Origin of the sequence: Arthrobacter sp. Leaf337, from assembly GCF_001423745.1 — a bacterium.
Taxonomy (GTDB): domain Bacteria; phylum Actinomycetota; class Actinomycetes; order Actinomycetales; family Micrococcaceae; genus Arthrobacter.
Genome location: NZ_LMPC01000001.1, coordinates 67,554 through 93,436, shown reverse-complemented (window position 1 = coordinate 93,436; position 25,883 = coordinate 67,554). Strand labels below are relative to the sequence as shown.

Sequence of the window (25,883 nt, the reverse complement as noted above, 5' to 3'; positions counted from 1 at the left end):
CCGGGCGGCCGGCCGGACGGGCCGGGGAGGGCGGCACCCGGCTCAGGAACCGGATGTCGGTCCCGGACTGTAGCGTAGTGGTGTGCCTGAATCTCACCTCACCGTCGCCGGACTTTCCGAATCCGAACTCCTTGCCAGGATCTTCCCGCGCCTGAACAATCTGCACCCGAACGGCGGAGCCGCTGAGGGCTCGGCGCTTCTACTGGGACCTGGTGATGACGCCGCCATCGTGGCAGCCCCGGATGGCCGGACCGTGGTCAGCATCGACACCCAGGTCCAGGACCAGGACTTCCGGCTGGTCTGGCGCAACGGATACCGGACCACTGGCTTCGACGTCGGCTGGAAGGCTGCGGCGCAAAACCTCAGCGACATCAATGCCATGGGCGCGCAGTCCACGGCCATGGTGGTGAGCCTGACCCTGCCGCCGGAGACGCCCGTTTCCTGGGTCGAGGATTTTGCCGACGGGCTTTCCCATGCCATCCGTGACCTCGGCGCCGACGGATGTTCGGTGGCCGGCGGTGACCTCGGGCGTGGCCGCGAACTCGCGGTCACGGTGGCCATCCTGGGCACCCTGGCCGGGCAGCAGCCTGTTCTGCGCTCGGGCGCCCGCCCGGGCCATACCGTCGCCCTGGCCGGAACGGTGGGGCACGCGGCAGCCGGGCTTGCCCTGCTTGAATCCGGGCCGGCCGTTGACCTGCTTAGTCCGGCGCTGCGAACCGTTATGGACAGGCAGTGCCGGCCGCTACCGCCGCTGGCGGCCGGGCCGGCTGCACTGGCTTCGGGCGCCTCGGCCATGATGGACATTTCCGACGGACTGGTACGCGACGGCAGCCGCCTGGCCGCCGCCAGCGGCGTCGTCCTGAACCTCGATCCGGCCGCACTGAAGCTGCTCACGGAGCCTCTGGCCGGCGCCGCGGACGCGGTGGACGGGGACCCCATGGCCTGGGTGCTGGGCGGCGGAGAAGATCATGGGCTCCTTGCCACATTCCCCGCGGACGTACAGCTGCCTCCGGGTTTCGCTGCGATAGGCTCAGTAGAAGCCCTTGCACCAACGGAAAGCACTGGCGTGAAGATAGCGGGCCGGCCCGCGGACACTGTGGGATGGGATCACTTTGCAGACTAAGATTGCCGCCAACGCGCAAGCGATGAAGCGGTGGTTGGGCAAGGCCGAAACAGCGCTCGGAAACCACAGCGACCGCCTCAACGCCATCAACATTTTTCCCGTGGCCGACGGCGACACCGGCACCAACCTGTACCTGACCGTCCGTGCCGCCGCGCAGGCCCTGAACAGCCCCGCAACATCACCTGACACCGAACTTGCGCAGCAGCCCGGGAGGACACCGGGCCAGCAGGACGTCGGGGCCGTGCTTGCACGGGCAGGCCAGGCCGCCATGGAACAGGCCCGCGGCAATTCGGGAACCCTGTTCTCGGTGTTCCTGTGCGCCGCCGCGGAGCCGTTGGCCGGCCATACCCGGCTGAGTTCGCCACTGCTGGCAGCCGCACTCAACCGCGCCCAGATCCGGGCCTGGTCCGCCTTGAGCGATCCCGTTCCGGGAACCATGCTCTCGGTCATGGAGGCGGCTGCGCGCGCTGCCGCCGGGGTGGATGCCGACCAGAACGGCGACGACAGCAACCACGCCCTGGGCCTTGCCCTCGATGCAGCGGTTGAGGCAGCCCTCGAAGCGGTCGTCCGGACCGAAGACCAGTTGGCTGCCCTGCACGAGGCCCATGTCGTGGACGCCGGAGGGGTCGGAATGCTCCTCATCCTCGACTGCCTGCGCTCGGCGGTGCTCGGCGAGGAACTTCAAAGTGAAATGCTGGACGGCCTCCACGGTTACGACGTCCAGGATCCGCACATCCATGCGGACATGCCCGACGACGACGGCGTGGAAGTCATGTGCACCATCAGCCTTTCGCCGCTGGACGCCGCAACACTGCGCCAGCGGCTGGATGAAATGGGTGATTCGGTGATCATGAGCCAGGTGGGCGGTGCCATGGACGCCGACGGAAAATACCGCTGGCGGGTGCACGTCCACGTCCCGGCCCCGGAACCGGCCGTGGCACTGATCGGCTCCCTCGGGGAACCCACGGACATCTCTGTCAGCCAGCTCGCACTGCCCCGGGACCCCGACTGACATGAACGCTGAGCTGGAACTGGGCCTGGAACGCCGGATCGGCAAACGTTCCGCAGCCGTCATTGAGAAACACCTCGGAATCACCACGGTCGGCGGCCTGCTCAACTACTTTCCGCGCCGTTACCTCAGCCGGGGTGAGCTGACGCCCATCAGCGAGGTCCCGCTGGATGAAGAGGTCACCCTGATCGCGCGCGTTGTGTCCAGCAGCACGCGCGCCATGCGGGCGCGCCGCGGCACCCTGACGGACGTCGTGATCACGGATGACGCCGGCACCCTGAAGGTGAGCTTCTTCAACGGTTACCGCGCCAAAGCGGAGCTGCTCCCGGGCCGGCGGGCCCTGTTCTCGGGCAAAGTCACCCGGTACGCCGGCAGCCTGAGCCTCACGAACCCTGACTTCCAGCTGCTCGATGAGGATCCTGACACTCCGGGCATGGATCCGGAGAAGCTCGCCGCCATGCCCATCCCGATCTATCCGGCAACAGCCAAACTCACCAGCTGGTCCATCCAGAAAGTGATCTCAACGCTTCTGGACACGGTCGACCTGGAACTCCTGGACGACCCCCTGCCGGCGGAAGTCTCGTCACGGGAAAAGTTCCTGCCGGCTGCCGAAGCCTACCGGCTCATCCACACGCCGGAAGTGCCGGGGGACTGGCAACGCGCCCGGGACCGGTTCCGGTACCAGGAAGCCCTCGTACTGCAGTCCGCCCTTGCCCGGCGCCGCGCCCAGCTGGCGGCCGAAGAGGCCACGGCCCGGCGGCCGGTTGCAGGCGCAATTCTGACGGCGTTCGACCGCCAGTTGCCGTTCACCCTCACCGCAGGCCAGTCCGCCGTCGGCAAGACCCTCGCGGAGGAGCTCTCGCAGGACAGCCCCATGAACCGGCTCCTCCAGGGCGAGGTGGGCTCAGGCAAGACCATCGTTGCCCTGCGCGCCATGCTCCAGGTGGTTGACGCCGGCGGGCAGGCCGCGCTACTGGCGCCTACCGAAGTCCTGGCCGCGCAGCACTTCGAATCCATCCGCCGGACGCTCGGTCCGCTGTCCAGGGACGGACTCCTGGGCGGGTCCGGGCCCGACGCCGTGCAGGTGACGCTGCTCACCGGATCCATGCCCACCGCTGCCCGCAAGCAGGCCATGCTGGACGCGGCCTCGGGCACGGCCGGGATCGTGATCGGAACGCATGCGCTGCTGAGTGACAATGTCTCGTTCTACGACCTCGGGCTGATTGTCGTTGATGAGCAGCACCGTTTCGGTGTGGAGCAGCGCGACGCCCTCCGTGCGAAGGCCAGCAAACCGCCCCACCTGCTGGTGATGACTGCCACGCCTATTCCGAGGACCGTGGCCATGACCGTGTTCGGCGACCTCGAAACATCGGTGCTGGACGAACTGCCGGCGGGCCGCGCCCCCATTTCAACGCACGTGGTTGGACTCGCCGAAAATCCCGGCTGGGCCGGCCGTATCTGGTCCCGGTCCCGGGAAGAGATCGACGCCGGCCACCAGGTCTACGTGGTGTGTCCCAAGATCGGAGAAGACGACGACGGCGACTTCAGCCCCGGGGAAGCGGAACCGACGGCCGCCGACCTGGAAGGGGACGGACCTGCCCGCGAGCTCGCGTCCGTCACGGCCGTCGTCGAACACCTCCAGGACGAACCTGCGCTGGCCGGCGTTTCGCTGGCACCGCTGCACGGCAGGCAGGATCCGGTCCTGAAGTCCGCAACCATGGCGTCCTTCACGGCGAATGAAACCAAACTGCTGGTGTCCACCACCGTGATCGAGGTGGGCGTTGACGTCCACAACGCCACGCTGATGGTGATCCTGGACGCGGACAGGTTCGGCATATCGCAGCTGCACCAGCTTCGCGGACGGGTGGGCCGCGGCGGTTTGCCCGGCACCTGCCTCCTGGTGACCACCCTGGAACCCGGCCACCCCAGCCGCCGCCGGCTGGACGCCGTGGCAGCCACCACCGATGGCTTCGAGCTGTCGCAGGAGGACTTGAAGCTGCGCCGTGAAGGGGACATCCTCGGGGCCTCGCAGTCCGGCGGACGCTCTGCGCTGAAACTGCTGCGCGTACTGGAACATGAGGACATCATTGCGAAGGCGCGCCAGGACGCGCAGCAGATCGTGGCCTCGGATCCGGCGCTGGCGGACCATTCCGCACTTGCGGAGGCAATCGAAGAGTACTTGAACCCTGAAAAGGAGGCGTTCCTTGAGCGTGGCTAGGAGAGGACGCACAGCTGCAGGCGACATGGGGGCACGCGCATGAGCCGTATCATCGCGGGCACCGGCGGGGGAATGCCGCTGGTCAGCGTGCCCGGGTCCATGACCCGTCCCACCACCGACCGAGTCAAGGAAGCACTCTTCTCACGGCTTGAGGCCTTCAACGTGGTGGCGGGCGCCCGCGTGCTCGACCTCTATGCGGGATCCGGCGCGCTGGGCGTGGAAAGCGCCAGCCGCGGGGCGGAGACTGTTGACCTCGTGGAGTTCGACGGCAAGGCCAGCGAGGTCTGCCAGCGCAACGCAGACCTTATTAACGGGTCCGTGGGCCGCAAGGCGGTGTCGGTCCACCGGTCCCGGGTGGAATCCTTCCTGGAACGGACCGTGCCGGGAACCCTGTGGGACCTTGTGTTCCTTGACCCGCCGTATCCGTTGGACGAGCCCGCCATGGCCGCTGTGCTGGCGGAGCTGTCACCTTACCTGGCGGAGGCCGCCGTCGTAGTTGTGGAGCGCTCGTCCCGCAGCCCGGAACCGGGGTGGCCGGCGTCTTTGGAACGGTTTGCCGAGAAGAAGTACGGCGAGACCAAGCTGTGGTTTGCCGAACCCGTGGGCGGCGGCAGCTGACTAGTCTGAGATCGTATCGAGGTCCACGCCGGCCAGCACCGTCCCTGGGTGCGGGCCGCGCGCCGTCAGCTCCCCGGTCCATCCCGCCGGCCACGGACCCTGCGTGCCTGTGAGGATGATGTTGCCGGGATGCCGCCCGGCGAACATCCCGGACTCGGCGAACGCAGCCACCCCGCCCATGACCTGCCGCAACGCTGCCACCTGGCTCCGGACCAGCGTCAGCCCGGGCTCATCACCCACGTTGACGATCAGCACGCCCCGTGGCGTCAGCCGGGCCGCCGCTTCCGCGTAGAACCCGGCGCAGGCAATGTGCGCCGGCGCCTCCGGGCCGGAGAAGATATCCAGGATCACGACGTCGAAACGCAGCTCAGCCGGGAGCTCCGCCAGTGCGTCCCGGGCGTCGCCGATCAGCGTGTGCAGCACCGTTCCGTCCGGCATCGGCAACTGCTGCAGGACGAAGTCCAGCAGCTCCCGCTCGAGCTCCACGGCGTACTGCAGGGACCCCGGTCGGGTCGCCTGGATGTAGCGGGCCAGCGTCAGCGCCCCGGCGCCAAGGTGCAGGGCGCTCACGGGCTCGCCCGCAGGTGCAGCCAGGTCCACGACGTGTCCGATCCGGCGGAGGTATTCGTAGAATATTTCGCCCGGTTCGGCGAGATTCACGTGGGACTGCTCCGCGCCGCCGATACTCAGCACAAAGGATCCCTCCGTAAAGGTGTCCGGTTCGATGGTCGCGTGCTGGCCGGTGGTCCGGAGGAAGCGTGACCCTGCTGCGGGCCGCGGAGGCATGGTCAGAGCCTGTCGCGGAGCGTAGCGAGCCTCGATGCGGCCTCTTCAAGGACCTCGGTCTTTTTACAGAAGGCAAAACGGAGCAGGCTGCGGGTCCGTTCGGCACCCGCGGCGTGGCAGAAGACGGGCACCGGGATTGCAGCGACGCCCACCAGGTCCGGAAGCCTCCGGGCCAGGTCGACGGAATCGGAGATCCCCAGCGGGGCTGTGTCCACATTCACGAAATACGTTCCCTGCGGGGTGAACACGTCCAGGCCGGCAGCCCTGAGCCCGTCGCTGAGGATGTCCCGCTTCCGCCTGAGGGTCTCGGAGATTCCGGTGTAGAAATCGTCCGGAAGGGCCAGCCCCACGGCGATGGCGTTCTGGAACGGCGTGCCGGAGCTGTAGCTCAGGAACTGCTTCACGGTCCTGATGGCCGACACGAGGTGTTCGGGTCCGCTCAGCCAGCCGATCTTCCAGCCGGTAAAGGAGAACGTCTTGCCTGCCGAGGAAATGGTGATGGTCCGGCCGGCAGCGCCTGGCAGCGTAGCCACAGGGATGTGCTGTACACCGAACGTCAGGTGCTCGTACACCTCATCGGTGATGATCACGGCATTGTGCCTGGCAGCAAGTTCGACGACGCGCTGCAGCACCTTGCGCGGAAAAACGGCGCCGGTGGGGTTGTGCGGATTGTTGATGAGCACAACCTTGGTGCGGCTGCTGAAGGCCGCTTCCAGGGCAGCCATGTCCGGCATGAAATCGGGAGCCAGCAGTGGAGCCGTCACGTGCGTGGCTCCTGCCAGCCCGATCATCGCGCCGTAGGAGTCATAGAAGGGTTCGAACGTGAGCACTTCGTCACCGTGCTCCACCAGGGCCAGCAGCGAGGCCGCGATGGCTTCGGTGGCGCCGGTGGTAACAATGACTTCAGTTTCCGGGTCCGGGGCCAGTCCATAGAACCGCTGCTGGTGTGCCGAAATGGCCTCCCGGAGGGAAAGGATTCCCTTGCCCGGCGCGTACTGGTTGGCGCCCGAGCTGATCGCCGCCTGGGCGGCCGCCTTGATTTCCGCCGGGCCGTCCTCATCGGGGAAGCCCTGGCCAAGGTTGATGGCGCCGGTCCGGACCGCGAGGGTGGTCATCTCCTCGAAGATCGTGACACCAAGGGTGCCGTCGGCTGCCAGCAGGTTGGCTCCCGACGCTGCCCGCTGCCACGGTGCCGGAACTGTTGTGCTCACTGTTTGCCTGCCTGTCGGTTGGTGACGGAGTTCTCTGCCCGTCCGGTGAATTTTTCCATGCCCGCGTAGATCCGGAAGATTCGTCCGCCGATGAAGTCCCATGCGCGGACCGGGAGAATCCCCCGAAGGACCTTGCCAAGATTGGCCGTCGCCGGAGCGATCAGGAGCGGGCGTCCCGCGGCCATCGCCCGCCACGACCGCCGGACCGCGTCATCGGGAGTCATGAGCGGCGTGAGCAACGGACCCCGGGCGCCGGCGAACATTCCGGTGGAAATGTAGCTCGGACAGAACGTTGTGACCCGGAGATGCCGATAGCCCTCCTGCTCCAGTTCGATCCGCAGTGAGTCGCTCCAGCCCACCATGGCCCACTTGGAAGCTGCATACACGCTCATCCGCGGGTTTGACACTGTTCCGGCGGCAGAGGCGACGTTCAAAATCCGGCGGGGGCGCGCGCCGTCGGCCATCATGCCCGGCAGGAACGCCAAGGTGACGTACATCGGCGCCAGAGCGTTGACCTCCATGGTCAACGCGATGTCCGGGGCGGGCCGGTGCTCCCAGAACAGGGCACCGCGCACGATTCCGGCGTTATTCACCAGCAGCGTCAGTGGGCCGTCCGCCGTGCATTCGCTTGCGGCCGCGGCAATGGCGTCACGGTCCGCAAGATCCACTTGCCGGGCCACGGCACGAGAGCCGAGGGCCGTGACTTCGCCGGCAACGCGTTCCAGTCCGACGCCGTCCACATCCCACAGGATCACCACTGCGGCGCCTTCCCGGGCGGCACGGAGGGCGTGCAGCCGGCCCATGCCCATGGCGGCTCCGGTGACAAGAACTACGCCCCCTGCAACGGTGAAGGGAATGTTCGACTCGGGCATCCAGTCATGTTATCCCGCTCCGTCCATGAGGTAGGTTCGGAACATGAGACGCGCCGTTTGCCCAGGCTCCTTCGACCCGATCCACAATGGCCACTTGGAAGTCATCGCCAGGGCCGCCGGCCTCTTTGACGAAGTGATTGTGGCGGTGTCCACCAACTATGCCAAGAAGTACCGTTTCACCCTGGAGGAGCGGATCGACATGGCGCGCGAGACCCTTGCGTCGCTCCGCGGCATCGTGGTGGAGCCTGTGGGGGAGGGCCTGCTCGCGGAATATTGCAGGCAGCGGGGAGTGTCCGCCATTGTGAAGGGCCTGCGTTCTTCCTCAGACTTTGACTATGAGCTCCCGATGGCCACCATGAACCGTCAACTCAGCGGCGTGGAAACAGTCTTCCTTCCCACCGAGGGCCACTACCTCCACTTGTCATCCACGCTAATCAAGGAAGTCTTTACGCTGGGCGGAAGTGTGTCCGACTACGTGCCGAGGTCGGTGCTGAAGCGGCTGCTTGCGGGCGAGTCGTCGCCGGACCAGCCCCGCAGAGGGTAGGCTTGATCGGTACGCAACGGCCCCGGCCGGATTCGCGACCCATTCCTTTGTTTGTCCCGCGGTGCTGAACTGTGTGGCTTTCGCCCGGTTTGAGTCCATCCGGAAGATCAGGCTAAAATAGTACGTCGGTCATATGTTCAACAGGAGTTCTCATTAAACGAGATGCTAGTTCGCCCTTGGCGTTCGACGTCAAGGACCTCGGACGCAGTCCGGGGAGCATGCGGACGCTGACGGAACATGTACCCGCACCAAGTGACCTTGGTGTGGCCCTCATTGGCGTGCAGGAAGGCTCGGATGTCGAGTTGGATCTGCGACTGGAGGCCGTACACGAAGGAATCCTGGTATCAGGAACCGTTCACGTCGAAGTAACCGGCGAGTGCGGCCGATGCCTGGATCCCCTTGCGTATGACCTCGAGGTCAATGTGCAAGAACTTTTCTTCTACGAGGACGCCCAGTTCTCCGCTGAAGAAGACGAAGAAGAGCAATATCGAATCGAGCACGATTTAATCGATCTTGAGCCGGTGTTGCGGGACGCAGTTGTAACCATGCTGCCGTTCCAGCCGGTGTGCCGGGAAGACTGCCAGGGCCTTTGCTCCGAATGCGGAGTACGCCTGGAAGACGAGCCGGGGCATCACCACGAGGTCGTAGATCCTCGCTGGGCTGCCCTAGCTGATCTGGCTAAGCCTGACCGGCAAAATTGATTTGTAAGTGTTTTTCTAGAGAGAAATGAGTTAGCCGTGGCTGTCCCGAAGCGGAAAATGTCTCGCTCGAATACCCGCGCCCGCCGCTCCCAGTGGAAGGCAACCGCCCCCCACCTGGTGAAGACCGTTGAGAACGGCCAGGTTACCTACAGCCTGCCGCACCAGGCAAAGGTCGTTACCGACTCGGCTGGCACTGCGCTGTTCCTTGAGTACAAGGGCCGCAAGGTCGCGGACGTCTAATCGGCCCACTGGCTGAACATGACGTCTTCAACTGAAGAGCTTTTGAAGCGTCTCGGTGTCTCTATTGACGCCGGGACGCTTCGTCTTGCTCTGACACATCGCTCCTATGCCTACGAAAACGGCGGCATACCCACCAATGAGCGCCTCGAGTTCCTGGGCGACTCCATTCTGGGCTTTTCCGTGACCGATGCCCTGTATCGGGACAACCCTGCACTGCCTGAGGGTGACCTTGCCAAGCGGCGTTCTGCCGTGGTGAGCACCAGGGCGCTTGCAGGAATCGGCCGCAGCCTGGGCATCGGCGACTACATCTACCTCGGACAGGGCGAAAAGCTCACCGACGGCAAGAACAAGGCGTCCATCCTCGCCGACACCATGGAAGCGCTCATTGGCGCCACCTACGTGTCCAACGACATCGAGACGGCCCGTCAACTGGTCATGCGGCTGATCGGTCCGCTGCTTCAGGATGCCGCGGCGCTCGGCGCAGGCACCGACTGGAAGACCAGCATCCAGGAGCTCGCAGCCAGCCGCCAGCTGGGCAGCATCTACTACGCGGTGGAGGGTTCAGGCCCGGACCACGCGCGGACGTTCGTAGCGGTGCTCCGGATCGGCGGGACCGATTACGGGCAGGGTGCCGGACGCTCCAAGAAGGAAGCCGAGCAGGAAGCCGCAGCCGATGCCTGGCGGAAGCTGTCGACTGCGGGCCCGGCAAACGTTCCGGCGGAATCCGAAGCCGGCCTCTAGGTTCTTCGTGCCCGAACTGCCGGAAGTCGAAGTTGTCCGCCGCGGCCTGGTGAGCTGGGTCCGCGGCAGGACCATCACCTCCGTTGACATCCTGGATCCGCGTTCCATCCGCCGGCATGCACTCGGCGCCGAGGACTTCGCGGGCAATCTTGAGGGCGCCCGGGTCCTGGATGTGGTGCGCCGCGGAAAGTTCCTCTGGCTCCCCCTGGAGGAGTCGGTAACAGCGCCGTCGGGCACCGACCGGCCTGCCGTCGCCCTGATGGCGCACCTGGGAATGAGCGGCCAGCTGCTGATGCAGGATTCCGGCGTGCCGGACGAAAAGCACCTGAAGATCCGTCTGCGGCTGAGCCCTGTTGACGGCATGCCGGAACAGCTCAGGTTCGTGGATCAACGCATTTTTGGGGGCCTGTTCGTGACGTCGCTGGTTCCCACGGCCGACGGCGGACCCGGCGGCCTGGGTGAGGTGCCCGCGCCGTACATTGCCGAGGAAGCCGCTCACATTGCCCGGGATCCCCTGGACCCGCACTTTTCCTTCGATTCCTTTTACCGGCGCTTGCGGAACCGGAAGACGGGGTTGAAGCGGGCGCTCCTGGACCAAGGGCTGGTTTCCGGCATCGGCAACATCTACGCAGATGAGGCGCTGTGGCGCGCCCGCCTCCACTACGCCCGACCCACCGATACGCTCCGCCGCGGCGATGCCCTAAGGGTTCTTGACGCCGCGCGCGAGGTCATGCTGGATGCGCTGGCGGCGGGCGGGACCAGCTTCGACTCCCTCTACGTCAACGTCAACGGCGCCTCGGGATACTTTGACCGGTCCCTTAACGCCTACGGTAGGGAAAATCAGGAGTGCAAGCGCTGCGCAGCTGCAGGAATAGTGAGCCTCATGAAGCGCGAACAATTCATGAACCGGTCCTCCTACACCTGCCCCGTCTGCCAGCCGCGGCCCCGCAACGGCCGGTGGTAGGCCGGAAAAGCAGGTAGCGCCACTCTATCGAAGCTGTCTGTCCCGGTGTCAGACTGTGCCCAAGGCGGCCGAGGCTGCCGGAATCGCAGGCGCGTTGGTCTTCAACGCCTGAACGGGAGGCGGGGGCCCAATGTTAGCGAAGAGGCTTGTCATCGTGGGGGTGAGTGTCGCAGCAGCGCTTGGTGGTGCCGCTGTTGCCTTCGATCAGCTGGCGGGACCCCCGGACGCAAGTTCGTCGGCTCAGTCAAGCACCGTCACTCCGGCCCCGGCCGGCACGGAAGCCTTGCCGGTGCCAGGAGGCCCGCACGCAGGGGCAACCGCCGCGCCAGGAGCGGCGACAGACAGCGGGAACGGTCAGTCTCCCGGAACAGGTGATTCAACGGGAAGCCCCGCACCGGCCTCCGGGTTGCAGGAAGTTCTTCCCCCTATTGCAGCGGCACCCACTGGCCTTCCGGTGCCGTCCCCGCCGGCGGCACTGGTCAGCATGCCGCTACCGCCAACAGCCTCGGCCCAAGGGAAGATCGTGGCCGGCTTCCCCGCGGATTCCCTCCGCTTCCCTGACGGAACGGTTGTCGTATCCACGGGTGTGTCCGCGGCTGACACGGTGCTGCAGGTGACGGCGGATGCCATATCGACGGTCGGCCAGGACTCGGTGGTGGGCCATTTTCAGCAGCAGCTCGGAAAACTCAACTTCTGGTCCGAGCCTGCGCCTGCAGCGGAGGGACAACGGGCGGTCCGTTTTGTCAGGGGCGCCGATTCGGTGACCCTGACGACGTCAGCGACGGGCACGGGCAGTACCCGTTTCATGTTGTTCGGCAACCTTCACACGACGGCGGGGTAGCGGCCATGTATATCTCGGTCTCGGATCGGAACGGCGGCAAGAAGGATGCGCTGCCGGCAAGCAACGATCCCGCGGTGCCCCAGCGGGCGTTTCGGCTGTCCCCCGTCATCCTCTGGCTGGGCGTCGTCAGCATGTTCACCGATGTCTCCTCAGAATCGGTATCCGCTGTCCTTCCGCTCTACATCACCGGATTTCTCGGCCTGTCCGCCATTGCGTTCGGGATTCTTGATGGAATCAACCAAGGGGCCAGTGCGATTGTCAGGATAGCTGCAGGCTGGGCCGCGGACCGCAGCGGACATCCAAAACGGATTGCACTCGCCGGTTACGGCCTATCGATGGTGGCCAGGATCGGTTTCCTTTTCGCTGGCGGTTTCTGGGCGTTGACGGCGATCGTTACCGGTGACCGGATCGGCAAGGGGATCCGTACGGCACCGCGCGACGCGCTGATCACGGTGTCCGCCCAGCCCGAATACCTGGCGCGCCACTTCGGCGTCCACCGGATGCTGGACAACATCGGTGCCGCGAGTGGACCGCTACTGGCATTCTTCATCCTCATGCTGATCCCCGATGGCTATGGCACCCTCTTCGTCGTCTCCCTTGCCTTCGCCGTGATCGGAGTCGCCGCGCTCGCCCTGCTGGTACCCAACCTGAAAACCGGAAACCCGGCGGGACCGACGCCGGAACGGCGGCCGGGCCCGGTGTTCGTCTTCCGCTGGAGCCTCTTGCGGGAGCCTGGACTTGGCAGGCTGCTCGTCGCCTCGGGACTGCTCGGACTGCTGACCGTGGGCGACGGATTCATCTACCTCGTCCTGCAGGACCGGGACTCTTTCGCCGTGCAGTGGTTTCCGCTCCTGTACGTGGGCACGAACGTCGTGTTTCTCATCCTGGCAATCCCGCTTGGCAAGTTGGCGGACCGCTGGGGGAAGGCGAAAGTCTTCGTGGCGGGGCATGTGGCCCTACTTCTTTGCTATCTCCTCGCTGCTGCGCCCTTTGGCGGATTCGGTCCCACACTGGCCTGCCTGGTATTACTCGGAGCCTTCTATGCTGCAACCGATGGGGTGCTCGCCGCCCTGGCGAGCCAGCTCACTCCGCCGGAAAAGCTGGCCACGGGCATCGGCGCAGCCCAGACCGTTGTGGCCCTGAGCCGGATGGCCGCTTCGGCCGGATTTGGCGTCCTGTGGTTCGCACTTGGTCCGTCCACGGCCATGGTGGTGGTGGGCAGCTGCCTGGCCGTCGCCGTACCGGCCTCCATGCTGATCATGCGGGCGGGCACGCACCAAAGGCAAACAGCTTGAACCCCGCAGGCGGCAGGAAACGCTGGATCATCCTCCTGGCAATTACAGTGGTGGTCCTTACCGCTGCCGGTTCCTATGCTGCCATCGCCTTCCAGCGCTTCCAGGACAGCCGCTCGGCAGCGTCCGCCGTCAGCGTGGCCTCGGGGGGCGCACTTCCGGAGGCCCCATTTGTCCTGTTCCGCAACACGGCCGCGGGACAGGGGTACGGCATGGCCGGCACCGTTCCCTTGTCGGCACCCGCCGGCCAGCGGTCTCTGGCCTCCGAGGCCTGCGACCGGGTCTACGGCACCGCCCGGAACCTCGTCTGCCTGAAGACAAACCGCGGGCTCGTCACCAACTTCGAGGCAGTCCTGCTGGACCGGCAATGGCAGCCGACCGGCCGGTGGGCCATGCCGGGGATACCCAGCCGTACGCGGATGAGCGCTGATGGTTCACTGGTATCCACCACGGTGTTTGTCTCCGGCCACTCCTACAGCGCTTCCGGCTTTTCGACGGATACGTCCATCAGCCGGACTGACGGGGGCGCCGGAACCGGGAGCCTGGAAGGCTTCGCCCTCCTGGCCAACGGCTCGCGGGTGACGGCAGCGGACCGGAATATCTGGGGCGTGACCTTCGTCCCCGGGGATGCTGACGCGTTCTATGCTACTGCGGCGTCGTCAGGGCGCATCTGGCTCGTCAAAGGAAGCATTTCGGCCAGGACGCTTACCGCTGTCCACGACGGCGTTGAATGCCCCTCGGTTTCGCCGGACGGTACTCGCGTTGCATACAAAAAGAACACCGCTACGGCCTTGGCCGCACACTGGAAGGTCGCCATCCTGGACCTGGCAAGCGGAGCCGAAACGGTTCTGTCCGAGCCCCGCAGCGTGGACGATCAGATCGAATGGCTCGATAACGGAACACTGCTCTACGGACTGCCCCGCGATGGCGCCGAAGGCGACAGCGATATCTGGCAGATCAGGACCGATCCTTCTGCCCAGGCCTCGCTCTACTTAGAGCACGCCTGGTCGCCGTCCGTCGTACGCTAAGTCCCAGGGCCCATCTGCCCCCGCAGTACCGGCCAACGGGGCTCCTCCGAAATTGGGCCCAAGGGGTTCCCTCGCGGGTACAGCAGAGGGCCCCTCGACGTTGTGGCCGAGGGGCCCTCTGGTGTCACGTCTTCTGGTTCCGGCCTACTTCGGGGCGAAGACAACGTCCACGAAGTAGTTGGTCGAATTGCTCGACTGGTTGGGCACCGCCGTTCCCGAACCAAAACGGTACAGCCCGTTGTTGTTGGCCCTGGCCGTCAGCGCACCGCTTGTCCACGCCTTGGAAAAGAAGTTCGGCGTATAGGAGTAGCGGCCCGCCGGGGCGTTGTAGGACACGATGTAGTTCGTGCCCACTGTCAGCGCTATGGGGGTCGGCAGCGTTGCGGTCTGCCAGCCGCTGGCCGTTTCGTTCGTAAACGTCACCTTGGCCAGCCGTACGCCCGACGTCGTCCAGAGCGAGCCTGTGTGCGTGCCCGTGTTGTTTGTCCCTTTGTAGAAGCGGATGGCCGTGACAGATCCCGCAACGGAGGACTTGAAGACCACGCCGAGTTCCACTGCCCGAACATCCGTTGACGCTGCGATCTGCGGCAGCAGGGACGCGAACAGGGATTGTGCGGGGGGCGGAGGAGTGAGCGTGGTGAACTGCCACGAGGTGGGTGCCAGCGCTGCTCCTGCCAGCGAGACGAAGTTCACGGCGCTCGCCGTGATGACGGTATTGGCGGGCAGCTGTTGTGCCGGTGTGAAGGTCACCGTGCGGCCGTCCGCGGACAGCGCTGACGCCCCGGCAATGCTGGTTCCTCCGGCGGCCAGGGTGAGTGAGGCGCCCGGCTGTACGGCCGAGGACACCGTGAGGCTTGGCTGGACGTTGAGCGCCACCGCGGTGGCATTCGGGGCCGGCGACTGTGCAGTCACGGTCAAAGGCGTGGGCGGAGGCGGAGGCGCCACCCCCGACGTCTGGAAGACCAGGTCCACAAGGTAGCTGGAGCTCGACGTCGAACCCGGGAAGTCGCCGCTGTACGAGAACCCGCCGGAGTCCGCGGCCGTCCGCAACGGTCCGCTGGTAAACCCGGTGGTGAATCCGCCGGGTGTTGCCGAATACGTGCCCGTCGGCGACTTGTAGGCTGCCACGTACTCGGTGTCAGCTGCGATCGCCACGGGCTGGCTGAAGGTTGCCGTTTGCCAGCCGGCACTGGACTCGGCCGTGAATGTCACGGTCGCGAGCTGCTGGCCCGTGATGCTGAAGAGGCTTCCAGTGTGGGTTCCTGTGTTGCCGGCGGACTTGTAGAAGCGGATGCCGGTGACCTGTCCGCTGGTGGAGCTGGCGAACCGTACGCCAAGGGCCAGCGGGGCTCCGTCCTTAACTTCCAGAACGGTCGGGGTCACCGTGTCCTGGTAAAGGGTGCAGGGGCAGACTCCATCGGTCCGTGGGAGCGGCACCGTGGTGAAGGTCCAGGTTCCGCCGGCGCTGAGCGGCTGGTTTGTTGTGGAGGTGGCCGTCAGGTTCGCCGTGTAGCTGGTGGCCGCCGCAAGTTCTGCAGACGGCGTGAACGTCACCTTGCCCGTCGCCGGGTCATAATTCGTGGTCCCGGGGATGTTTGTGCCCCCGGGGCCGGTCAGTGTGAACTGGACACTCGCTGCGGTTGCCGGCTTGGAGAACGTCGCGCTAACCGCCGTGTTCAGCGCAACACTGGACGAACCCGGAAGCGGGGTTTGGGCGCCCGCCACAAATGCTGGCTCCGGATATTGAACCACGACATCCACCAGATAGCTGGCAGTGGAGCCGACATTCGGAAAGTCGTTGCTGTAGGAATAGGCGCCCGCATCGGAGTTCGCCCGCAGGTTACCCACGGTCAGTCCCGGTCCGAAGCCGTTCACCGTCGCCGAGTAGGTACCCGTCGAGGTCTTGTAGGCCATGACGTATTCGGTGTTGGCGGACATCCCGACCGGCTGGTTGAAGTACGCCGTCTGCCAGCCCGCAGTGCTTTCATTGGCGAACGTAACTGTTGCCAGTTGCTGCCCTGCGGTCGTGAACAGAGTACCGGTATGGGTTCCGGTATTGCCTGCTGACTTGTAAAAGCGGATGCCCGTGACGGTGCCATCAGCTGTGCTGGAGAAACGGATGCCGAGGGTTAGCGGCACGCCGTCCCTAATCTCCTGGATTCCGGGGAGGACCGAGTCATCGTAGAAGCTGCACGGGCAGCTTCCTGGAGACGGCGGCGAGACCACTGTGGTAAAGGACCATGTTCCGCCGGCCGTCAGGGACCCGCCGGTGGCGGCAGTGCCGCTGAGCGTCACAGTGTAAGTGGTTGCCAGCGCGAGGGGAGCGCCCGGGGTGAACGTCACCTTGCGTGTGGTTGAGTCGTAGCCGGTTGTGCCTGCAACAGTGGTGCCGTCGGCTGCCTTGAGCGTCAACTGCACGCTCGACGCCGTCACCGGCTTGGAGAAGACGGCCCCGACCGTCGTGGCCTGCGGGACACTGGATGAACCGCCCAGCGGCCAATGCCCCGAGGCCGTCAGCGGAGTGTTGTCCACTGTGTCAAAGACGGCGTCAACGAAGTAGTTGCCGTTGCCAAAGCTGGTTTGCGGGAAAGCATCGGGACCGCCATAGACGCCGGCGGCTTCGCTGCCGAAGCCTCCCGCTACCGTAAGCGGAGGCTCAGTGAAGCCGAAGCTGGCCCATTGGTAATCCTTGATGGAGTAGTGGCCTTTGGGTGCAGTGTAGGACACCGTGTATTTCTGCCCTGCCGTGACTGCCACTGGCTGGCTGAACAGGACCTTCTGCCAGCCGGATGCGGTCTCCGATGTGAACGTGGCTGTCGCAAGCCGTTGACCGGCCGAATTCCAAAGGGTCCCGGCATGGGTGCCGGTATTTCCGGTGCTCTTGTAGAAACGGACTCCGGTGACAAAGCCGTCCACGGTCGGCGTGATCTTCATGCCGAGCTCGTAGGCGCCGCCGTCCTGGGAGTCCGGCACTGCGGGAACCTGCTGGCCGAACACTGTGTAGGGGCCACTGAGCTGCAGGTTCCGCGTCGCCTCTGTGCCGATGTTGGCGCTGTCATCCACGGCACGCACTTTGATGCTGGCCGTGTTGAGTCCCTTCTGGATGTACGTGTAGGTCCAGTTTTGTTTCCCTTGGGCCGGATGCCAGGTGCCCCCGCCGTCCGTGGAGACTTCGACGCCGGCTACGATGCCGCCGGTGTCGCTGGCGGTGCCGGAAACTGTGACACTGCTGCCGTGTGCAATGGTGGCACCATCGGCGGGGGAGGAGATGGACGCTGTTGGTGCTGCCGTATCACTGCTGGCAGATGCCGCGGCTAACGCAACATCACGCGTCCCGGGCTGGGCGCCCATGTCCGCCAGCAGGTTGATCTGGGCCTGCTGCATCCGCGGGTCTGCGGCCGCGCCACTGCCGTCGTGCTCCTGGTCGAGGCCCCAGGTCCACTGCACGGTGCCTGCGGAAAAGACCAATGCTCCGCTCGCCGCCTTGTACAGCGTTGTGTTGTGAGTGGTCGTTCCTGGCTTCACCGTGTTGCCATAATCCTGGAGGTACTGGTCCGTCGGGCCGGTCGTCGTCGACAACCTGATCAGCCCGGCGGGCCTGAACCCGTTGTCCAGGTCCTCGTTGGATTCATAGCCAACTGTGTGGGGTGCCAGTTGTGCTGTGGCTCCCGTGGCGAGCGAGGCGAGCGACGTATTCCGCCAGAGACGGGACTTTCCTTCAGCGGCGCTGACGGTAACGGGGAGATCAGTGAAGTTGGACATGTACAGGGTGCCGGTCAGTCCGTTCTCCGGCAGGCCGCCTCCATTGGCCCTGGAGGCGAACCGGGGATCGCGCCACGTTCCGGTCCACTCAGTGCTTGGATCAATCTTGCCGTTGGACCAAGTCTCCTTGTAGGACGTGATGGTCCGGAACGCTGCTCCGTCAACCTGGGAGGGTTCGTAGCGCGTCCGCCAGTACATCTCATTACCGGACAGGAACTGCAGGTTCACCCCGGCATCGCGCGCGGCCTCCACATTGGCCCGCTGCGGACCGGACCAGTATTCGTCGTGACCCACGGAAAGGAATACTTTGTGGTTGAGGAGCTGCGCGCCGTTCCGGTGGGTGTCAACGCCGCTGATATAGCTGACGTCGTAGCCGTTTTTCTCCAGAAAGCGCACCAGGGGGTACTCATTGCCAAAGTAAAAGTCCCGGCCAGACGACTCACCTCTGGTGGCAAAGGGCCGGTTGTAGCTGATCTTGTAGGCCCTGCCGTTGACCGCGCCCTGGTAGAAATCAGCCCCGCCATAGGTGTTATAGGCCTGCCACGTAGTATCGGACGTCTGGAAGACCACATCCGAGTGACTGCCGTCCGATCGGACGATGAACGTGATATGGCTTGAAGACCCGTTATCCGGGCGCTTCAGCAGGGCAACATACACGCCGGAAACGGCCGTGGCAGGGACCTGCCAGGTGGCAGACACGGCCCACGTTCCGCAATCGTATAGTTCGGTGGCCACGTCCGAGCGGCACTGCGGCTGTGATTGCCGGAAGGCGAGGGGTGTGACGTCCGCGATCTTTCGGGCGCCGAGGCCTTGGTACCAGCCGGTCCGATAGATGGCGATCGTGTAGTTGGACGCGTTGGTATCAATCTTGAAGTTGATCGGCTGCCCGGCGTTGACACTGATATCGGTGGAGAATCCCTGGATGTCCGAATCACCGGCGCCTGTGATGTCCCACTCGGATGGAGGGCTTCCCGGCTTGGAGTTTTCACATGCTATGGCGTTCACAACAGGGGCGCAGGGATCCGCCGCATACGCGAAAGGCAGGAGCGCGGCCGGTGCCGCAGCTGGCAGAAGCGCGGCCACCATGGCCAATGACAGCAGGAAGACAACCTGCTTGAAGGCTTTAATGGTGCGATCGACTGAGGATACGGACATGTGAACTCCTGGAGTGAGTGCGCAGTTGCGGATCAGGCGGTGCTCAATGCACTGCCCTGCATGCCGCCCCCCGGCGCAGCCAAACCAAGATATTCAGTTGTCGTCCATCAGAAGTTGCGTCGATAACGCCCCTCACTGCATCATGGCCAGTCCAGCTTCGCTGGATCCTGCCAAGTCGATCCGGTGTGAGACCACCGGGTCGAGCAGCGTCAAGCAACCTCTAGCCGTGAGTCTAAGGGCACGCGGGGACGCGAGGCAAGGGTCTCATTGCATGAACATGCCCAAATCCGGGCTTTGTCGGTGCCACGCAGTAGATTTAGGGCAGGAACACCCAGCTTCAGCCACGCAGAACATCAGCCACTCAGGAGATCCGAAACACCTTGCACCTCAAGAGCCTGACCGTCCGCGGATTCAAATCGTTCGCGTCAGCCACGACGTTCGACTTTGAGCCGGGCGTCACTGCAGTGGTCGGTCCGAACGGCTCCGGTAAATCCAATGTTGTGGATGCTTTGTCCTGGGTCATGGGCGAACAGGGTGCCAAAACACTGCGCGGCGGCAAAATGGAGGACGTCATTTTCGCGGGTACGTCCGGCCGGCCGCCCCTGGGCCGGGCACACGTCTCGTTGACGATCGACAACACGGACGGTGCGCTGCCGATCGAGTACAGCGAAGTGACGATCTCTCGGACGCTGTTCCGCACCGGCGGGTCCGAGTACGCCATCAACGGTGCAGGCTGCCGTCTCCTCGACATTCAGGAACTCCTGTCGGATTCAGGCCTCGGCCGGGAAATGCACGTGATCGTTGGGCAGGGGCAGCTGGACAAGGTCCTGCACGCCACCCCGGAGGACCGGCGCGGCTTCATCGAAGAGGCGGCAGGGATCCTCAAACACCGCCGGCGCAAGGAAAAGACGGTCCGGAAACTGGAGGCGATGCAGGCGAACCTGCAGAGACTGGGTGACCTCACCAGTGAAATCCGGCGGCAGCTGACCCCCCTTGGCAAGCAGGCGGAAGTGGCCCGCCGCGCCCAAAGCGTCCAGTTTGAAGTGCGGGACGCCCGTGCAAGGCTTCTGGCGGACGACCTTGTGCAGTTGCGGTCGGTCCTGGCCCAGGAGGTTGCCGATGAATCCGCGCTGAGGGCGCGCCGGGCCATTGTGGAGCAAGGCCTCGAAAACGGTCGTCAGCGGCAGTCGGCGCTGGAACGGCAGGCGGCCGAGGCAACCCCCAAGCTCAACGCTGCGCGGGACACCTGGTACCAGCTATCCGCGGGCCGGGAAAGGTTCCGCTCCCTCCGGTCGCTTGCGGAGGAACGCCGCCGGCTGCTGGGCGCCGCGGACGAGACCCCGGACTCGGGACGGGATCCGGAACAGCTTGAAAGAAATGCCGCCCGCGTCCGCGAGGAACAAGCCGCCTTGGAAGACGGGATCCTGCAAAAGCGCACTGCGCTGGAAGCCGCGACGGCAGCCAAACAGGACGCCGAGAGTGCGGCAAGTGCCGAAGACAAACGGCTGGCTGCGGTGCTCCGTGCCGCTGCCGACCGCCGGGAGGGGCTGGCAAAACTGGCCGGCCAGGTCGGTGCAGCACGGTCACGCGTTGAGGCTGCACAAGCCGAACTTGGCCGGCTCCGGGATTCGCAGGCTGCCGGTGACGAACGCCGACGCCGCGCCCAGAGCGAGTTCACGGCGCTGGAATCGCAGGTCGCCGGCGTCGAGGACGGCGAGGAATCCCTGGACGCCGATTACGAGGATGCCAGCGCTTCCCTGGATGAAATCCTGGCGGACATTGAAGCGCTGAAGTCAGCCGAGCGCGACGCGGAACGGGAACGCGATTCGCTCCTCGCCAGGCGCGAGGCACTGCAGCTCGGGCTCAACCGCAAGGACGGGTCCGGCCGCGTCGCCGACTCGGGATTGCCCGGCGTCATTGGGTCCCTGGCGTCGATGCTCTCCGTCGAATCCGGTTATGAAGCGGCCGTCGCCGCTGCACTGGGTAACTGCTCTGACGCAGTCGTCGTCCGGGACGCCGGTACCGCCGTCGAAGCGCTGCAACTGCTTAAGGACGACGACGCCGGACTCGCCTCGCTGCTGCTGGCGGCCCCGGCGGGGCAGGACGACCCGGAGGCGATGCCTGCCGTGCCCGCGGTGCCGGCCCGACGTCCCCTCGCCCCGAGTGCCCGATGGGCTGCGGACCTGGTCAGTGCATCTGACGCCGGCGGTGCCGCGGCGGACCCGCTGCTGGACACCCTGCTGCGCAGCTTGCTGGATGCCACTGTGGTTGTTGACGGCCTTGAAGCGGCGTCGGAGCTTATCCGCGAGCAGCCAGGGCTGACCGTTGCAACGCGGGCGGGCGACGTCTTCACAGCCTTAACCGTCCGGGGCGGCTCGGCGAGTGCACCGTCCCTGCTGGAAGTGCAGGCCGCCGTCGATGACACCGAAACGAGGCTCGCCGCGGTTGGCGCCGATCTCGAACGGAACCGTTTTGCGCTGGCCTCGGCCTCGGCGCGAAAGGCCGATGCCCAGGAACGCGCAGACGCCGCCTTGGACCGTCTCCACGAATCAGATGCCCGGCTGGCGGCCGTGGCCGAACGGCTGGGCCATCTGAACTCGGTGCTCCGGAGCGCAGTGGGGGAGAGCGAAAGGCTCGGCGCGTCGCTGGCAAGGGCCGAGGCAAACATTGTGGCCGAGCAGGAGGCACTCGAAGCTGCGACCGCCCGACTCGACGCAGCCCAGCAGGCCCCCGCGGATGAGGAGCCCTCGGCCGAGCTCCGTGACGAGCTGGCGCTGGCGGCGTCGGCGGCACGGTCTGCCGAGATGGAGGCCAGGCTTTCGCTCCGGAGCGCCGAGGAACAACTCACCGCCACCCGCAACCGGGCCCTTTCATTGGAACGTGCCGCGGTGGCCGAGCGACGGGCGCGGGAAGAAGCGGCGCGGCGTGCCCGCCGCCGCAGGCTCCAGGCTCGCCGCGCTGCGGCTGTTTCGGCTGCGGCGGAGCAGGCCATCGGGTTCATGGACGTCTCCGTGGATCTCGCCCTCCGCGCCCGGGACCTGGCAGAGGAAGAACGGGAGCTCAGGGATCGCGAACTTGTGGAGGTACGTTCGCAGAACGACGCCCTCAGCCGCGAGCTGGCGGAACTGACGGATTCGGTGCACCGCGACGAGCTTGCCCGCACCCAGCAGCGGCTGCGGATCGAGGCCCTCGAGCTGCGCTCGGTTGAGGAGCTCGGCTTGTCGCCGGACCAGCTGGTGGCGGACTACGGTCCGGACCAGCCGGTGCCGGTGCCCGCCGAAGGGTCCGGCGACAAGTGGGCGGCCCTCCGCGCGGCGGTGGACGAGGACGGCAGACCGATCCCCGAAGGCAAACCCTTCGTCCGCGGCGAGCAGGAAAAACGGCTCCGCAAAGCCGAGCGGGACCTCTCGTCCCTGGGCCGGGTGAATCCGCTGGCACTGGAGGAGTTCGCCGCCCTGGAGGAACGGCACCAGTTCCTCAGCAGCCAGCTCGAGGACCTCAAATCCAGCCGCAAGGATCTGCTGGACATCATCAAGGAAGTGGATGACCGTGTCCAGAAGGTGTTCGCCGAAGCGTTCGCGGACACCTCGGCGCAGTTCGTCCGCGTATTTGCCCGGCTCTTTCCTGGCGGCGAAGGCCGGCTCGTCCTGACCGACCCGTCAGACATGCTCACCACGGGCATTGAGGTGGAGGCACGGCCGGCCGGCAAGAAGATCAAACGGCTCTCCCTGCTGTCCGGGGGCGAGCGTTCACTGACCGCAGTGGCCCTGCTCGTGGCCATCTTCAAGGCGCGCCCGTCGCCGTTCTATGTGATGGACGAAGTGGAGGCTGCCTTGGACGACACCAACCTGGGCAGGCTCATCACGATCTTCGAAGAACTCCGTGAGTCCAGCCAGCTGATCGTCATCACGCACCAGAAGCGGACCATGGAGGTTGCCGACGCGCTGTACGGCGTCACCATGCGGGGCGACGGGGTGTCAACGGTCATCAGCCAGCGCCTCGGCGCCGAAGTTTAGCCGGACTCCGTGCCCGGCCGGCGTCGTGTGAGTCTCCGGCAGCGTCCCGCGATTGTGAGAAGCTAGGGGTGTGAATGACATCCTCCCCATTATCCTTGCCATCCTCGCTGCCCTGGTGGTCGTTGGCGGACTGATCCCGGTCCTCCTGAAGACCCGCCGGAACATCACGAAGTACCCGGGCACCCGCGACGCCAACGATCCCGTCGAACCCGTGCGCGGCGCGGGCGGAACGCTGGTGGAGGACCGCCCGGCGGCGACAACCGAGCGCAAGGCGCCCGGCGCCGTCGACCTCGAAGGACTGGAACCGGCCGAGGTCCCGGACGACGCCGCGGGGCTTGAAACCATTGCCGTCGAAACCCCGCTGCCGGTTGCGGGACGGCTGACCCGGCTCCGCGAACGCCTTGTCAGGTCCAACAACATCCTCGGCAAGGGCCTGCTCGCGCTCCTGTCCAGCGACAAGATTGACGAAGACGTCTGGGACGAAGTCGAAGAAACGCTCCTGCTGGCGGATCTTGGCACCGCACCGACCATGGAGCTGGTTGACGCGCTCCGGGAACGCGTCAAAGTGCTGGGAACACGGACCCCCGAGCAGGTCAAGGCCCTGCTACGCGAAGAATTGATCAAGCTCGTGGACCCGACCATGGACCGCAGCCTCCGCACCGAACGCCACGCCGACAAGCCCTCCGTCATGATGGTGGTCGGTGTCAACGGCGTGGGTAAGACCACCACCGTGGGCAAGCTCGCGCGCGTCCTCGTGGCGGAAGACAAGGACGTCCTGCTGGGCGCTGCGGACACGTTCCGTGCCGCAGCCGCCGAACAGCTCGCCACATGGGGCCAGCGGGTCGGCGTTCCCACCGTGAAGTCCGACGTCGACGGCGCCGATCCCGCCTCAGTCGCCTATGAAGCGGTCAAGGCGGGCATCGACCAGGAGGTCGACGTCGTGATGATCGACACCGCCGGCCGGCTCCAGAACAAAGTCGGCCTGATGGACGAACTCGGCAAGGTCAAGCGCGTCATCGAGAAGTTGGCCGAAGTGGACGAGGTCCTTCTGGTGCTGGATGCCACCACCGGACAGAACGGCCTGAACCAGGCCCGCGTGTTTTCGGAGGTAGTCAACATCACCGGCATCGTGCTGACCAAACTGGACGGCACCGCCAAGGGCGGCATCGTGGTGGCAATCCAGAAGACGCTCGGGGTTCCGGTCAAGCTGATCGGGCTGGGCGAAGGGGCGGACGACCTCGCCCCGTTCGACGCCGAGAGCTTCGTGGACGCGCTGCTGAACTAGGCAGGCCGGTGGACGGTCTCCCGCGCGAAGAGCCAGCCGGCCGCAGCCACGATCAGCACGCCACCGGTCACGCCGAAGGCCCAGCCGTACCCTAGCCGGTCCGCGAGGAGCCCGGCGAGGACGGGGCCGACGATGGCGCCCGCGTCGGACATCATCTGGAAGACCGCCAGCACGCGGCCGCCGGAGCGCCCGTTGCCGATCACGTCGGCAATGGCGGCCTGCTGGGCCGGACCCAGCAGGCCGGAACCTATTCCGGCGACGGCGGAGGCCGCCAGGAACCAGGTCATGTCGTGGGTCAGTCCGATTCCAGCCGTCGCCACGCCCGTCAGGACCAGGCCGGCAATCATCATCGGCTTGCGTCCCAGGCTGTCGGCAAGTTTCCCGGAAACTGTCAGTGCCGCGGCGTTGCCGCCGGCAAAGACGGCCAGCGCCCAGCCCGCAGCAGCAGGCCCTGCACCCAGTGCCGCCACGGCGAAAAGCGGCACCGTGGCCATGCGCACACCGAACGTCGCCCAGCCGTTGGCGAAGCTGGAGAACAGTCCTGCACGGTAGGCGCTGTCCTGCATCGCCTCGCCCAGCCCCATCGCCGGCTCGGTGCTGCGGTCCTTCCGTGACTTCCCTGGCACATGGCTGAGTTGGGTCTGGACCACCAGTGCCGCCAGGACCAGCGCGGCCGCGTAGGCCAGGAACGGGATGCGCAGGCCGAATCCGGCGAGCAATCCGCCAACGATGGGGCCGCAGACGTTGCCGATGAGGAAAGCGGAAGCGTAGGCGCCGGAAACCCGGCCGCGGCTCTCCGGCGGTGCCAGCCGTACCACCAGGGCCATGGACGCGACCGTGAACATTACCGAGCCCGCGCCGCCCAGTCCCCGGAAAATGAGCAACTGCCAATAGTCCTGGGCGAACGCGCATGCCGCAGTTGAGACGGCCACGATCAACAGGCCGGCCACATAGACGGGACGTTCGCCCAGCTTCACGATCAGCGCACCGCCGGCAGGTGCGAACAGCAGCCGCATGAAGGCAAAAATGCTCACGATGACGGCGGCGGCAGTGGCCCCGACGTCGAACGTGGTGGCAAATTGGGGCAACACGGGCGCCACCAGCCCGAAACCAAGCGCAATCAGGAAGGCTGCGACCAGCATCACCTTAATATCGCGCGGGAGGCGTGTGCCGGGAGGCTGTGCTGCGGGGCCGGGTTGGCCTGATTGGCCGCCATTCCGGCCGGGCAAGGCCTTACCGGGGCGGAAACGTTCGTTCATGGTGCCGTTGTCCTTGCGGGGTGCTGTGAGGTGCGTTTGGGACTGATGAAACATAACCGTAACAAGTGGGATATGCACCATTTACTTCCGGGAGGTTCTTGTAACAACCCGGACATCTAATTCCTCCGCCGGCGAAACACAGCCCGGCAAAAATCGTCTTAGAACGCAAACAGGCGTTGGGCATGCGGAGAACTCCGCGGGATCAACAAAGCATCTAG

The 25,883-nt window shown here is 65.6% G+C and carries 19 protein-coding genes; 14 read left to right on the top strand and 5 right to left on the bottom strand.

Going from position 1 to position 25,883, the window contains the following annotated elements:
- Positions 1 to 82: 82 nt before the first annotated feature.
- From thiL to rsmD, 4 genes are read left to right on the top strand one after another with little or no spacing between them, the layout of a single operon-like run.
- Positions 83 to 1,123 (top strand): thiamine-phosphate kinase, encoded by a 1,041-nt coding sequence (thiL, locus tag ASF98_RS00415; RefSeq protein ID WP_055795993.1) that lies wholly within the window; start codon positions 83 to 85, stop codon positions 1,121 to 1,123.
- A gap of 22 nt (positions 1,124 to 1,145) precedes the next feature.
- Complete coding sequence (locus ASF98_RS00410) at positions 1,146 to 2,135, top strand: DAK2 domain-containing protein (RefSeq protein WP_055797197.1); 990 nt, start codon at positions 1,146 to 1,148, stop codon at positions 2,133 to 2,135.
- A 1-nt stretch (position 2,136) separates the two neighbouring features.
- Entirely contained in the window at positions 2,137 to 4,350 is a 2,214-nt protein-coding gene (locus ASF98_RS00405; RefSeq protein ID WP_055795991.1) for an ATP-dependent DNA helicase RecG, read from the top strand.
- A gap of 39 nt (positions 4,351 to 4,389) precedes the next feature.
- On the top strand, positions 4,390 to 4,968 hold the full coding sequence (gene rsmD / locus ASF98_RS00400) for a 16S rRNA (guanine(966)-N(2))-methyltransferase RsmD (RefSeq protein WP_055795988.1): 579 nt from the start codon (positions 4,390 to 4,392) through the stop codon (positions 4,966 to 4,968).
- On the opposite strand, the gene ASF98_RS00395 is transcribed toward rsmD, so the two are convergent.
- The 3 genes from ASF98_RS00395 to ASF98_RS00385 are packed head-to-tail and all read right to left on the bottom strand — an operon-like array spanning position 4,969 to position 7,837.
- Complete coding sequence (locus ASF98_RS00395) at positions 4,969 to 5,754, bottom strand: spermidine synthase (RefSeq protein WP_055795985.1); 786 nt, start codon at positions 5,752 to 5,754, stop codon at positions 4,969 to 4,971.
- Between the two features lie 2 nt (positions 5,755 to 5,756).
- Positions 5,757 to 6,965, bottom strand: coding sequence for an aminotransferase class I/II-fold pyridoxal phosphate-dependent enzyme (locus ASF98_RS00390; protein WP_082506651.1), 1,209 nt, complete (start codon positions 6,963 to 6,965; stop codon positions 5,757 to 5,759).
- Positions 6,962 to 7,837 (bottom strand): SDR family NAD(P)-dependent oxidoreductase, encoded by an 876-nt coding sequence (locus ASF98_RS00385; protein ID WP_055795979.1) that lies wholly within the window; start codon positions 7,835 to 7,837, stop codon positions 6,962 to 6,964. Before ASF98_RS00385 ends, ASF98_RS00390 begins: the two co-directional genes overlap by 4 nt.
- A gap of 43 nt (positions 7,838 to 7,880) precedes the next feature.
- Here ASF98_RS00385 and coaD point away from each other — a divergent pair, with 43 nt between their 5' ends.
- The 8 genes from coaD (at position 7,881) to ASF98_RS00340 (ending at position 14,188) form a co-directional block, all read left to right on the top strand.
- Positions 7,881 to 8,381, top strand: coding sequence for a pantetheine-phosphate adenylyltransferase (gene coaD / locus ASF98_RS00380; RefSeq protein ID WP_055795976.1), 501 nt, complete (start codon positions 7,881 to 7,883; stop codon positions 8,379 to 8,381).
- A 176-nt stretch (positions 8,382 to 8,557) separates the two neighbouring features.
- A complete protein-coding gene (locus tag ASF98_RS23530) occupies positions 8,558 to 9,082 on the top strand; it encodes a YceD family protein (RefSeq protein ID WP_082506650.1) in 525 nt (174 codons plus the stop codon).
- Between the two features lie 36 nt (positions 9,083 to 9,118).
- On the top strand, positions 9,119 to 9,322 hold the full coding sequence (gene rpmF, locus ASF98_RS00365; protein WP_009356569.1) for a 50S ribosomal protein L32: 204 nt from the start codon (positions 9,119 to 9,121) through the stop codon (positions 9,320 to 9,322).
- Between the two features lie 18 nt (positions 9,323 to 9,340).
- On the top strand, positions 9,341 to 10,063 hold the full coding sequence (gene rnc / locus ASF98_RS00360; RefSeq protein WP_055795971.1) for a ribonuclease III: 723 nt from the start codon (positions 9,341 to 9,343) through the stop codon (positions 10,061 to 10,063).
- Positions 10,064 to 10,070: 7 nt separating this feature from the next.
- The gene (gene mutM, locus ASF98_RS00355) at positions 10,071 to 11,027 is read left to right on the top strand and encodes a bifunctional DNA-formamidopyrimidine glycosylase/DNA-(apurinic or apyrimidinic site) lyase (protein WP_055795968.1); all 957 of its coding nucleotides are present in this window, start codon (positions 10,071 to 10,073) and stop codon (positions 11,025 to 11,027) included.
- Positions 11,028 to 11,511: 484 nt separating this feature from the next.
- Positions 11,512 to 11,868, top strand: a complete 357-nt coding sequence (locus ASF98_RS00350) for a hypothetical protein (protein WP_156372233.1) — start codon at positions 11,512 to 11,514, stop codon at positions 11,866 to 11,868.
- A gap of 5 nt (positions 11,869 to 11,873) precedes the next feature.
- On the top strand, positions 11,874 to 13,163 hold the full coding sequence (locus ASF98_RS00345) for an MFS transporter (protein WP_200939267.1): 1,290 nt from the start codon (positions 11,874 to 11,876) through the stop codon (positions 13,161 to 13,163).
- Positions 13,160 to 14,188: a hypothetical protein gene (locus ASF98_RS00340; protein WP_055795959.1), complete on the top strand. Its 1,029-nt coding sequence runs from the start codon at positions 13,160 to 13,162 to the stop codon at positions 14,186 to 14,188. The genes ASF98_RS00345 and ASF98_RS00340 overlap by 4 nt, the downstream gene beginning before the upstream one ends.
- A 144-nt stretch (positions 14,189 to 14,332) precedes the next feature.
- Here ASF98_RS00340 and ASF98_RS00335 read toward each other — a convergent pair whose 3' ends face one another.
- Complete coding sequence (locus tag ASF98_RS00335) at positions 14,333 to 19,105, bottom strand: DUF4082 domain-containing protein (RefSeq protein WP_055795958.1); 4,773 nt, start codon at positions 19,103 to 19,105, stop codon at positions 14,333 to 14,335.
- A 380-nt stretch (positions 19,106 to 19,485) separates the two neighbouring features.
- Here ASF98_RS00335 and smc point away from each other — a divergent pair, with 380 nt between their 5' ends.
- Positions 19,486 to 23,121 (top strand): chromosome segregation protein SMC, encoded by a 3,636-nt coding sequence (gene smc, locus ASF98_RS00330; protein ID WP_200939266.1) that lies wholly within the window; start codon positions 19,486 to 19,488, stop codon positions 23,119 to 23,121.
- A 70-nt stretch (positions 23,122 to 23,191) separates the two neighbouring features.
- Positions 23,192 to 24,406: a signal recognition particle-docking protein FtsY gene (gene ftsY / locus ASF98_RS00325; RefSeq protein ID WP_055795955.1), complete on the top strand. Its 1,215-nt coding sequence runs from the start codon at positions 23,192 to 23,194 to the stop codon at positions 24,404 to 24,406.
- Here ftsY and ASF98_RS00320 read toward each other — a convergent pair.
- Entirely contained in the window at positions 24,403 to 25,548 is a 1,146-nt protein-coding gene (locus ASF98_RS00320) for an MFS transporter (protein ID WP_055797188.1), read from the bottom strand. The two genes, ftsY and ASF98_RS00320, sit on opposite strands and share 4 nt — an antisense overlap.
- Positions 25,549 to 25,883 lie beyond the last annotated feature (335 nt).